This window comes from Pseudomonas sp. SWRI50 (genome assembly GCF_014269095.1).
Lineage (GTDB): Bacteria > Pseudomonadota > Gammaproteobacteria > Pseudomonadales > Pseudomonadaceae > Aquipseudomonas > Aquipseudomonas kermanshahensis.
In genome coordinates, this window is the sequence record NZ_JABWRW010000002.1 from 372,233 (window position 1) to 385,335 (window position 13,103).

Annotated in this window: 1 protein-coding gene (cut by a window edge); it reads left to right on the plus strand. The window is 66.6% G+C overall.

All coding sequences use genetic code 11. From position 1 onward, the window contains the following. Positions 1-13,103 carry the 5' portion of a non-ribosomal peptide synthase/polyketide synthase gene (locus HU750_RS03870; protein WP_186676917.1) on the plus strand. It continues 9,229 nt past the right edge of the window, so the window shows 13,103 of its 22,332 coding nt (coding positions 1-13,103); the start codon lies at positions 1-3; its stop codon lies off the right edge, out of view.

The following is a 13,103-nucleotide window of genomic DNA, read 5'->3' on the forward strand; positions in this document are numbered from 1 at the left end:
ATGCACTTCAGCGAACTGATGGCTGCTCTTTCCACCCGTGCGATCCGACTCCAGCGTGAAGACCAGGACCTGATCGTCCTCGGCGATGACGATACCCTGGACGACAGCTTGTGGGAGGCGTTGTCACGGCACAAGCCGGCGTTGCTGGAGATGCTCGCCGAACGCGATGACGACTGGCTCAGCCCGGCCTTCCGGATCACCCCCGACATGCTGCCGCTGGTCACGCTGGACCAGGAAGCCATCGACCGCATCGTCGCCAGCGTGCCGGGCGGCGCAGCCAACGTTCAGGACATCTACCCGCTGGCCCCGCTGCAGCAGGGCATGCTGTACCACCACCTGTCCGCCACCGAGGGCGACCCGTACCTGTCGCAGGTGCAACTGCGCTTCGCCAGCAAAACCCACCTGGAAGCCTTCGCCGAGGCGCTGCAGTGGGTGATCCAGCGCCACGATATCCTGCGCACCGCGCTGCACTGGGAATACCTCGACCAACCGGTGCAGGTGGTCTGGCACGAGGCGACGCTGGTCCGCGAAGCCGTGCCAGTCGCTGGCAGCACAGCCCTTGCCGAGCTGTGCGCGCGCTTCGACCCGCGCCAGTATCGTCTCGACCTGCGCCAGGCACCGTTGATGCAACTGATGCACGCGCAAGGCGAGGGCACTACGTGGGTGGCGCTGCTGATGTTCCACCACGTGGTGATGGACCATACCGCCCTGGATATCGTGCGCCGCGAAATCCAGGCGCACATCGCTGGCCAGTCCGACCGACTGGCGGCCCCCATGCCTTTTCGCAATGTGCTGGCCGCCGCTCGCCAGGCACTGGATGAGGACGCCCATGAGCGCTTCTTCCGCGAGATGCTGGGCGACATCGATGAGCCCACGCTTGCCTTCGGCCTGCAGGACAAAGGTGATGTGCAACTGGAGCAAGCACGCCTGACCCTGCCACCTACGCTCAGCCAGCGCCTGCGCAGCCAGGCCCGGCAACTCGGCGTGAGCCCGGCAAGCGTGTTGCACCTGGGCTTTGGCCGGTTGATTGGGCAGCTGTCGGGCCGCCAGCAGGTGGTGTTCGGCAGCGTGCTGCTGGGCCGCATGACCACCGGCGACGGCAGCGAGCAGGCGCTGGGGATGTTCATCAACAGCCTGCCGTTGCGCATCGACCTGGGCCCAACCAGCGTGCGTGACGCCCTGCTGGCCACCCACCGACGGCTCAGCGCCTTGCTCGGCCACGAACAGGCGTCGCTGGCCCTGGCCCAACGCTGCAGCGGTGTGGCCGCGCCGGCGCCGCTGTTCAATAGTCTGCTCAACTACCGGCACAGTGACGCCGGTGATGCCGCCGAGATCATCCCGGTGGCTGCTGGCATCGATATCGTCGGCGCCGAGGAGCGCACCGATTACCCGCTGACTGTCAGCGTCGACGACCTGGGCGACGCGCTGCGCCTGACCGTGCAGAGCCTGCCGGGGTGGAGCGCGTCACGCCTGTGCGCGCAGTTCGAACAGGTATTGGCAAGCCTGGTTGACGCCCTGGAACACACCCCCACGGCAGCGCTGCAAGGGTTGCAGGTATTGCCGCCTGCCGAGCGTGATCAGGTACTGCAACAGTTCAACCACACCGCCCAGCTTTATCCGCAGGGGCAGACCGTACACGCCATGGTCGAGGCCCGCGCCGCCACCGCGCCAGCAGCGGTTGCGCTGTTGCAGGATGGCCAGGCGCTGCGTTACGACGAACTCAACCGCCGTGCCAACCAACTGGCTCACCAACTGATCGAACGCGGCGTTCAGGTGGGGGACCGCGTGGCCCTGTGCCTGCCGCGCAACAGCGGGCGCGTGGTTGCGTTGCTGGCAGTGCTTAAAGCGGGCGCGGCCTACGTGCCGGTGGACCCGGCGTACCCAGCTGAGCGCATTGCCTACCTGCTGGCTGACAGTGCCCCGGCACTGGTCGTGAGCGAGACTGCGGTGAACGGGCTGCCGGCCGAGGTGCCGCGCCTGGACTTGGACCCCATCAGCACCTGTGCTGCGCACGACAGCAACCCACAGCGACCTGGGCTGGACGTGCAGCAACTGGCCTATGTGGTCTACACCTCCGGCTCCACCGGCCAGCCCAAGGGGGTGATGATCGAGCACCACACGCTCGCCAACCTGGTGCATTGGCACTGCCAGGCCTTTGCGCTGGACGCCGATGCGCACACGTCAAGTGTGGCCGGTTTCGGGTTTGACGCCATGGCCTGGGAGGTCTGGCCAGCCTTGTGCGCCGGGGCCACGCTGCACCTGCCACCCGCGCACATCGCCAACGAGCATGTCGATGAGTTGCTCGACTGGTGGCTGTTGCAGCCACTGAAGGTCAGCTTCCTGCCCACCCCGGTAGCGGAGCAGGCCCTGCGTCGCGAACACCAGCACCCGACCCTGCGCACCTTGCTGGTGGGCGGGGACCGCCTGCGCCAGTTCGAGCGAGCGCCAGGCTTTGCCCTGATCAACAACTACGGGCCAACCGAAACGACTGTTGTCGCCACCTCTGGGCAGGTCTTGCCCAACGGCGCACTGCACATCGGCCGGCCCATCGCCAATACCCGCGTCTATGTACTGGACGAAGGCTTGCAGCCAGTCCCGGTTGGCGTCGCGGGTGAGTTGTTCATCGGCGGCGCGCAAGTGGCGCGGGGCTACTTCAATCGCCCGGCGTTGACCGAACAGGCTTTTCTTGTCGACCCGTTCAGCGAGCAGCCCAACGCACGCATGTACCGCAGCGGTGATCGGGTGCGCTGGAATGCCGACGGCACCCTCGACTACCTCGGCCGCAACGACGACCAGGTGAAGATCCGTGGTGTGCGGGTTGAGCTGGGTGAAATCGAGGCCACCCTCGCGGCGCAGCCGGGTATCGACGCCGCCGTGGTGCTGGTGCGGGGCGAGCGTTTGCTGGCCTGGTTCACCGAGACCGCCCCTGTCGCCCTCGACGCCTTGCGCCAGGCCCTGCAGGCCCGCTTGCCGGCGCACATGGTGCCGCTGGCGTTCGTGCGCCTCGATGAGCTGCCGCTGACCAGCCATGGCAAACTCGACCGCCGTGCGCTGCCTGACCCAGAGGCCTCGCAGTTGTTTGGCCAGGCCTACGAAGCGCCCACGGGCGAAACCGAAGCGACGATGGCGGCGATCTGGGCCGATGTGCTGGGTGTGGAGCGGGTAGGGCGCCATGACAACTTCTTCGAACTGGGCGGCCACTCGCTGCTGGCGGTGACGTTGGTCGAGCGCTTGCGCAAGGCTGGCCTGCTGATCGATGTGCGGGTGCTGTTCGCCCAACCGACCCTGGCGGCCTTGGCCGGCGCGGCGGGCATCGGCCACGAAGTGAAGGTGCCTGCCAACCGGGTGCCCGCGCAGGCCCAACGCATCACGCCGAGCATGCTCAGCCTGATCGACCTGGACCAGGCAGCAATCGACGACATCGTCGCCACAGTGCCGGGTGGCGCCGCCAATGTGCAGGAAATCTACCCGCTGGCCCCGCTGCAGGAAGGCATTCTCTATCACCACCTGAGCGCCGAGCAGGGCGACCCCTACCTGCTGCAGACCCGTCTGGCCTTCGACAGTGTCGAGCGCTTGCTGGCCTGGGCCGGTGCGCTGCAAAAAGTCATTGATCGCCACGATATCCTGCGCACCGCCGTGCTTTGGCAAGGGCTGGCGCAGCCGCTGCAAGTGGTTTGGCGCAAAGCCGAGCTGGTGGTCAGCGAAATCGACGACCTGGCCGATGACGATGGCCTGGCGCGGGTTGAACAGTTGCATGCCCGGTTCGATGCGCGGCACCACCGGTTGGACCTGACCCAGGCGCCATTGACCCGCCTGTATTACAGCCTGGACCCAGCCAACCAGCAGGTGGTGGCGATTCTGCTGTTCCATCACCTGACCCTCGACCACACGGCCATGGACGTGGTCGCCCGCGAGATGCGCGCCTTGCTGTTCGGCCAGGGGCACACACTGCCGGCAGCGGTGCCATACCGCAATTACGTGGCCCAGGCTCGCCTGGGTGACCAGGCGGCCCACGAAGCGTTCTTCCGCGAGATGCTGGCGGATGTCGAAGAACCGACCTTGCCACTGGGCTATGCCGATGTGCAGGGCGATGGCCGCGGCATCGAAACGGCGTTCCAGGCACTGGACGGCGAAGTTGCCCACGGTTTGCGCACCCAGGCGCGGCAACTGGGCGTCAGTGCCGCCAGCCTCATGCACCTGGCCTGGGCGCGCGTACTGGGCGTGCTGGCCAACCGCGATGATGTGGTGTTTGGCACGGTACTGATGGGCCGCCTGCAGGGCGGCGAGGGCGCCGACCGGGCGTTGGGGATGTTCATCAACACCCTGCCGCTGCGGGTGGACACCACGCTGGCCGTGCGTGCCGCCGTGCGCGCCACCCACCGCAACCTCTCGGCCTTATTGGGCCATGAACACGCGCCGCTGGCCTTGGCCCAGCGCTGCAGTGGCGTGGCCGCGTCCGCGCCGTTGTTCAGTGCCTTGCTCAACTATCGGCACAGCGCCGACGCGGCCACCGGCGAGGCAATCTGGGAGGGTGTGCGCCTGCTCGGTGGCGAGGAGCGCAGCAACTACCCGCTGACCCTCAGCGTCAATGACCTGGGTGAAGGTTTCACCTTCAGTGTGCTGGCTATCGCAGGGATGGGTGCGGCGCGGGTCGCCGCCTGGATGGTCAATGCCGTCACCCAGCTGCTGCAAGCATTGCAGCAAGGGCAGGAGGCGCGGGTCGACAGTTTGTCGATCCTGAGCGACGAAGCGCGCCAACAGCTGCTGGGCAGTTTCAACGCCACCGCACAGCACTACCCGCAAGGGCTGACGGTGCACGCGCTGGTGGAGGCCCGCGCAGCCGACACCCCGGATGCCACGGCCGTGAGCCAGGATGGCCAGGCACTCAGCTATGGTGACCTGAACCTGCGGGCCAACCGCCTGGCGCATCAGCTGATCGCACGCGGCGTGCGCGGCGGTGACCGCGTGGCATTGTGCGTGGGCCGCAGCGCCGAGCGAGTAATCGGCCTGCTGGCCGTGCTCAAGGCCGGCGCTGCCTATGTGCCGGTCGACCCGGGCTATCCTGCCGAACGCATTGCCTACCTGCTGGCCGACAGCGCACCCGCCCTGGTGCTGAGCGAAACGGGCATTGCCGGCCTGCCTGCTGACATACCCCGCCTGAACCTCGACCAGGCCGCCGCCGATGATGCCCTGGACAGCAACCCGCACGTACCTGGGCTGGACGCGCACCACTTGGCCTACTTGGTCTACACCTCCGGCTCCACCGGCCAGCCCAAGGGCGTGATGATCGAGCACCACACCCTGGCCAACTTGGTGCACTGGCACTGCCAGGCCTTCGCGCTGGAGGCCGGTGTGCGTACCTCGAGCGTTGCTGGCTTTGGCTTTGACGCCATGGCCTGGGAAGTATGGCCGGCGCTGTGTGCCGGTGCCACGCTGCACCTGCCACCTGCGCACATCGGCAATGAACATGTGGATGAACTGCTCAACTGGTGGGTCGAGCAGCCGCTGGCGGTCAGTTTCTTGCCCACGCCGGTGGCCGAACAGGCGCTGCGCCGCGAACGGCAACACCCCACCTTGCGCACCTTACTGATCGGTGGCGACCGCCTGCGCCAGTTCGACCGCGATCCAGGTTTCGCCCTGGTCAACAACTATGGGCCGACCGAGACCACGGTCGTCGCCACGTCTGGCCAGGTCTTACCGGGTGCGGCGTTGCACATTGGCACCCCCATCGCCAATACCCGCGTCTATGTGCTCGATGCGCATCACCAAGCGGTGCCCGTGGGCGTCGTGGGCGAGCTGTACATTGGCGGCGCGCAGGTGGCGCGGGGCTATTTCAATCGCCCTGAGCTGACCGAAGAGCGATTTATCGCCGACCCGTTCAGCCGCAAGCCCGGCGCGCGCATGTACCGCAGTGGCGACTTGGTGCGCTGGAACGCTGATGGCACGCTGGACTACCTCGGCCGCAATGACGACCAGGTGAAGGTCCGCGGCGTGCGCGTGGAGTTGGGTGAAATCGAGGCGGCGCTGACAGCCCAGCCCGGTATTGCCGATGCCGTGGTATTGGTGCGTGGCGAGCGTCTGCTGGCCTGGTTCACCGAACAGGTGCCGGTGGCGGTCGAGGCTCTGCGTCACGCGCTGCAGGCCAGCTTGCCGGGGCACATGGTGCCGCAGGCGTTCATCCGTCTGGACCAATGGCCGTTGACCCGCCATGGCAAGCTGGACCGCCGGGCCCTGCCTGAGCCGGACGCGGCCCAACTGATCAGCCAGGGCTATGAAGCCCCTGCCAGCGAGACCGAAGCGGCCATGGCCAGCGTCTGGGCCGATGTGCTGGGCGTGGAACGGGTAGGGCGGCACGACAACTTCTTCGAGCTGGGCGGCCACTCGCTGCTGGCTGTGACCCTGATCGAACGCTTGCGCCAACAGGGCCTGCAGACCGACGTGCGGGTGCTGTTCGGCCAGCCCACCGTGGCTGCACTGGCTGCCGCGCTGGGCAAAGGTCGCCAGGTCAGCGTGCCCGCGAACCGTATTCCAGCGGGCTGCACCCACATCACCCCCGCCATGCTGCCTTTGCTGACGTTGGACGCCAGTACCCTCGAGCGCATCGTCGCCACGGTGCCAGGTGGTGCTGCCAACGTGCAGGACATCTACCCGTTGGCACCGCTGCAGGAGGGCATTCTCTACCATCACCTGAGTGCCGCAGACGCAGACCCGTACCTGCTGCAGTGGCGTGTGGCATTCGACAGCCAAGCCCGCCTGCTGGCCTTCGCCCAGGCCTTGGACAAGGTCATCGCGCGCCACGATATCCTGCGTACCGCCGTGCTCTGGGACGGCCTGGTGCAGGCGGTGCAGGTGGTATGGCGCAGCGTGCCGGGCTCGGTGCTGGTCAATAGCAGCGAAGCCACCGGGCCTCTCGACCTGAGCCAAGCCCCACTGATCCGCCTGCTGCAGACCCCACAGCCAGGCACCGAAGGCCTCGAAGCCACTCTGCAGTTCCACCACATCGCCCTGGACCACACGGCAATGAAGGTGGTGCTGGAAGAAATCCGCGATCACCTGCGCGGCCAGCAGCCCAGCCAACCGGCCGTGCCGTACCGCAACTACGTGGCCCAGGCGCGCCTGGCCATCAGCGAGGCCGAGCACGAGGCGTTCTTCCGCGCCGAGCTGGCCGACATCGACGAACCGACCTTGCCCTATGGCCTGGCCGACCTGCAGGGCCAGGCCAGCGCCTTCGAGTTGGCCACGGTGCAACTGGCCCCTGAGCAATACCGGTGCCTGCGCAGCCAGGCCCAGCAGTTGGGCGTGAGCGCCGCCAGCGTGCTGCACCTGGCCTGGGCGCGGCTGGTGGCCGCCACCAGTGGCAACGACCGCGTGGTGTTCGGCACTGTGCTGTTGGGGCGCCTGCAAGGCGGCGCTGGCGCTGATCGCGGCCTGGGCATGTTCATCAATACCTTGCCACTGCGCCTGGACCTGCAAGGGCTAGGCGTGCGCGCAGGGGTGCGCCTGGCCCACCAGCGGCTGAGTGCATTGCTGGTGCACGAGCACGCTTCGCTGGCCTTGGCCCAGCGTTGCAGCGGCGTGGCTGCGCCAACGCCGTTGTTCAGCGCCATGCTCAACTACCGGCATGGCGCCAGCCAGCCCGAGCAGCAAGCGCAACGCGAAGCCCTGGAAGGCATCCAGGCACTGCCCAGCGGCGGCCACGGCAATTACCCGCTAAGTGTCAACGTGGACGACCTGGGCGATGGCCTGCGGCTGACGGCCCAGGTCAGCGCTCAGGTGGGCGCGCAGCGTGTCTGCGACCAACTGCTGCAGGTGCTGCACGGGTTGCTGGATGCACTTGAGCACGCACCTGACACGCCAGTGCAGCAGTTACCGGTACTGACGCCTGATGAGCGCCGGCGACTGCTGGCCAGTGCCCCGCAAACGCCTCACGACATGGCGCAACCGCTGCACGGGCTGTTCGAGGCCCAGGTACGGCGCACGCCCACTGCCATTGCACTGGTCGCCGAGGAAGGCGAGCTGAGCTATCGCCAGCTCGATGAGCAAGCCAATCGGCTTGCTCATCATTTGATCGGCTTGGGCGTCAAACCGGATGATCGTGTAGCGATCTGCGTCGAGCGCGGGCTGTCGATGGTGGTCGGCTTGCTGGCCATCCTCAAGGCAGGCGGCGCGTATGTGCCAGTTGACCCGGGCTACCCGGCTGAACGTATCCGCCACATGCTGAGCGACAGTGCGCCGCTGGCCGTGCTGGCGCACAGCGCTACCCGTGAGGTCGTACACGGCACCCCGGTGCAGTTGATCGACCTCGATCAACCTTGCTGGGAAGCCCAGCCGATCAGCAACCCTCGCGTAGCCGCGCTGAACGCGAGCCACCTGGCGTATGTGATCTACACCTCCGGCTCCACAGGGCAGCCCAAGGGGGTGATGGTCGAACACCGCAACGTGGTCAACCTGGTGCGCTGGAGCCAGCGCCTTTGCCAGCTACCTGGCAAAGGCGCTGTGCTGCACAAGACCCCGGTCAGCTTCGATGCCTCGGTGTGGGAACTGTTCTGGCCGTTGTGCAGCGGCCTACGCCTGGTACTGGCGCGCCCGCACGGCCAGCGTGACCCGCACTACCTTGCGCAATTGATCGAGGCGCAGCAGGTCAGCGTGGTGCAATTTGTGCCGGCGTTGCTGCAGCAGTTCCTCGAAGCACCTGCGAGCGCTCGCTGCGCCAGCCTCAGCGATATCGTCTGCGGTGGTGGTGAGTTGACCCAGGCGCTTGCCGCTCAGGTACGCGAGCGCCTGCCGGGTGTGCGCCTGCATAACGTGTATGGCCCGACCGAGACCACCGTCGATTGCAGCGCCTGGACGCTGGAACCGGGCGCGGACCTGCCGCACGGGGCGTTGCCGATTGGTACCGCCATCGACAATACCCGGCTGTATGTACTCGACCACTACGACCAACCCGTGCCGTGGGGCGTGGTCGGCCACCTGCATATCGGCGGCGCGGGCGTAGCGCGGGGTTACTTGGGCTTGCCCGAACAGCAGGCCGAACGCTTCATCGCCAGCCCCTTCGTTGACGGCGATCGCCTGTACCGCAGCGGTGACCTGGTGCGCCACCGCGAGGATGGCAACCTGGTCTTCCTCGGCCGTAACGACCACCAGGTCAAAATCCGTGGCCTGCGCATCGAGCCGGGCGAGATCGAAGCCTGCCTGGTGCGTGTGCCCGGTGTGCGCGAGGCCGTGGTACTGGCTTACGACGCCCCGGCCAGTGGGCCGCGCCTGGTCGCCTACCTCACCGGTGAGCCACCCGAGGCGGACAGCCTGCGCCAGGCACTGCTGCAGGACCTGCCGGAATACATGCTGCCGGCACAGTACATCCACCTCGACCAGTTGCCGTTGACGCCCAATGGCAAGCTCGACCGTAAAGCGCTGCCCGCGCCGGATACCGCCTTGCATGAACGCCCCTACCAGGCGCCGCAGGGGCAGACCGAAACCCTGCTGGCCCAACTGTGGGCGCAACTGCTGGGCGTCGAGCACGTGGGCCGGCACGACAACTTCTTCGAGCTGGGTGGCCATTCGCTGCTGGCGGTAAGCCTGACTGCGCGTCTGCGCCTGGAAGGGCTGCAAGTCGATGTACGGACCCTGTTCGGCCGGCCTACCATCGCGGCCCTGGCCGAGACCTTGGGTCGCAACCAGCAAGTGCGGGTACCTGAAAACCGCATCCCTGCCGGTTGTACTCATATCACCCCAGACCTGTTGAGCCTGATCGACCTCGACCAACCCGCGATCGACCGCATCGTCGCGCGCGTGCCGGGCGGTGCGGCCAATGTGCAGGACATCTACCCGCTGGCCCCGCTGCAGGAAGGTATCCTTTACCATCACCTGAGCGCCGAGCACGATCCCTATGTGCTGTATTCCCGGCTGCGTTTTGACAACGGCGAACGCCTGCAAGCCTTCGCCAGCGCGCTGGACCAGGTCATCGCCCGCCACGACGTGCTGCGCACAGCAGTGCTATGGGACGGCCTGCCGCAGGCTGTGCAGGTGGTCTGGCGTCACGCCCCGCTGCAGGTCCTGCGCGACGACGATGCGGCTACCGTTGGCCTGGACTTGAGCCAAGCGCCGCTGATTCGTCTGCTTCATCGCCAGGCACCGGGCAGCGAGTGCATCGAAGCCACCTTGCAGTTCCACCACATCGTCCTCGACCACACCGCCCTGGAGGTGGTCGGTGAGGAGTTGATGGGCTTCCTGCAGGGCACGCCGCCGGTCCAGACCCCCGTGCCGTATCGCAACTACGTGGCCCAGGCGCGCCTGGGTGTCAGCCAGGCCGAGCATGAGGCGTTCTTCCACGAGCAGTTGGCGGATGTCGACGAGCCGACGTTGCCGTTCGGCCTTAGCGATGTGCAAGGCGATGGCCTTGGCATGCAAGAAGCCAAGCTGGCGCTGTCGGCCGAGCTGGCCGCAGGGCTGCGGCGCCAGGCACGGCACCTGGGCATCAGTGTCGCCAGCCTGTTCCACCTGGCTTGGGCGCGCCTGTTGGCCGCTGCCAGCGGCAAGGACCGCGTGGTGTTCGGCACGGTGTTGCTGGGGCGCCTGCAAGGCGGTGAGGGCGCCGAGCGGGCGCTCGGCATGTTCATCAATACCTTGCCGCTGCGGGTCGACCTGGGCGAGGTGAGCCTGCGCGAAGGGGCGCAGGCCGTGCATCAGCGCCTCAGTGCACTGCTGGCGCACGAACACGCGTCCTTGGCGTTGGCCCAGCGCTGCAGCGCTGTGGCTACACCGTTGCCGTTGTTCAGCGCCATGCTCAACTACCGCCATGGCGCAGAAGCCAGCACCGAACAGCGGCAGGCGTGGCAAGGCATCGACGTGCTCGAAGGCCAGGAGCGCACCAACTACCCGTTGAGCCTGAACGTCGACGATTTGGGGGAGGGCTTCCGCCTGGTTGCCATGACCCCGGCCGACGTAGGCGCGGCGCGTATCTGTGGGCAGATGAACCAGGTGCTGGAGGCCATGGTCGAGGCGCTGGAGCAGACGCCAGAACTGCCAGTGCAGCGCTTGCCGGTGCTGGAAGCGCAGGAACGTGAACGTGTGCTGCTGGGCTTCAACGACACGGCGGTGGACTATGACCTTGAGCAGACCCTGCACGGGATGATCGAGGCGCAGGTGTTGCGTACGCCGGATGCGGTCGCGGTTAAAGCCGAAGAAGGCATACTGAGCTATCGCCAGCTGAATGAGCAGGCCAACCGCCTTGCGCATCACCTGATTGAGCTCGGTGTTAAACCTGATGATCGGGTGGCGATCTGCGTCGAACGTGGGCTGTCGATGGTGGTTGGCCTGCTGGCCATCCTCAAGGCCGGCGGCGCGTATGTGCCGGTTGACCCCGATTACCCAGCTGAGCGCGTGCGGCATATGCTGAGCGACAGCACGCCGGTGGCGGTGCTGGTGCACAGTGCTACGCGTCATGTACCGGATTCGGCCCAGGTTATCGACCTGGATCAGCCGACCTGGAACGCCCAGCCTTCCAGCAACCCCGTTGTCACCAGCTTGACCCCGCGTCACCTGGCCTACGTGATCTACACCTCAGGCTCCACCGGCTTGCCGAAGGGCGTGATGAACGAGCATGCGGGCGTGGTCAACCGCCTGTTGTGGATGCAAGACGCCTATAACCTCGGCGCTGACGACGTGGTCTTACAGAAGACCCCATTCAGCTTCGACGTATCGGTATGGGAATTCCTCTGGCCGCTGCAAACTGGCGCACGTCTGGTCATGGCGCGCCCCGGCGGCCATCGCGATCCGGAGTACCTGCGTCAGGTGATCCGCAGCGAAAACGTCACCACCTTGCACTTCGTGCCCTCGATGCTGGATGTGTTCCTGGCCCATGGTGACGTCTCGGCGGCTTCGTTGAAGCGCGTCCTGTGCAGCGGCGAAGCCTTGCCGGGCAGCCTGGTTCGACGCTTCCACGCGCAATTACCAACCGTTGAACTGCACAACCTGTACGGCCCGACTGAAGCAGCGGTGGACGTGAGCGCCTGGCACTGCGTGACGGCACCGGACAACACCCCCATCGGCAAACCGATCGCCAACACCACGCTGTACGTACTCGATACGCTGGGGCAACCCGTACCGCAAGGCGTGGCTGGCGAGCTGTTCATCGGCGGCGTGCAAGTCGCCCGAGGCTACCTGAACCGCACCGAACTGACCGCCGAACGCTTCATCGACGATCCGTTCAGCACCCGCCCTGGTGCACGCCTGTACCGCACCGGCGACCTGGCGCGGCACCTGGCCGATGGCAACATCGAATACCTGGGCCGCAACGATGACCAGGTGAAGCTGCGCGGCCTACGCATCGAGCTGGGTGAAATCCAGGCTGGCCTGACGGCCATCGAAGGCGTGAAAGAAGCCGTCGTGGTCGCCCGCGACCAGCGTCTGGTGGCGTATTACACCGGTGAGCAGCAGGCCGCAGACGTTCTGCGCACGGCATTGCTGGCCCACCTGCCGGAGTTCATGGTGCCCGCGCTGTTCCTGCACCTGGACGCATTGCCCCTGAGCCCCAACGGCAAACTCGACCGCAAGGCTTTGCCACTGCCGGACACCGAAGCCCTGCAAAACCGTGCGTACGAAGCCCCAGAAGGCGAAACCGAAACCCTGCTGGCAACGATATGGGCTGAGCTGCTGGGCGTTGAGCGGGTAGGGCGCCACGACAACTTCTTCGAACTGGGCGGCCATTCGCTGCTGGCGGTGACCCTGACCTCGCGCCTACGCCAACAAGGCCTGCATGCCGATATCCGCGTACTGTTCGGCCAGCCGACCTTGGCAGCGCTCGCCGCTGCGGTGGGCGGTGAAGCCCGCATTAGCGTGCCAGCCAACCGCATTCCGGCAGAGGGCACACGCATCACGCCGGACATGCTACCGCTCGCCGAGCTGTCCCAGGCGGCCATCGACACCCTGGTCGCGCAGATCCCCGGTGGCGTGGCCAATGTCCAGGATGTCTACGGCCTGGCCCCGCTGCAGCAAGGCATCCTCTACCATCACTTGGCCAGCGAAGGCGCAGACCCCTACGTGCTGCAGGCACGCTTTGCCTTCCCGGCGCAAGCCGAACTCGATGCCTTTGCCGCAGCGCTCGA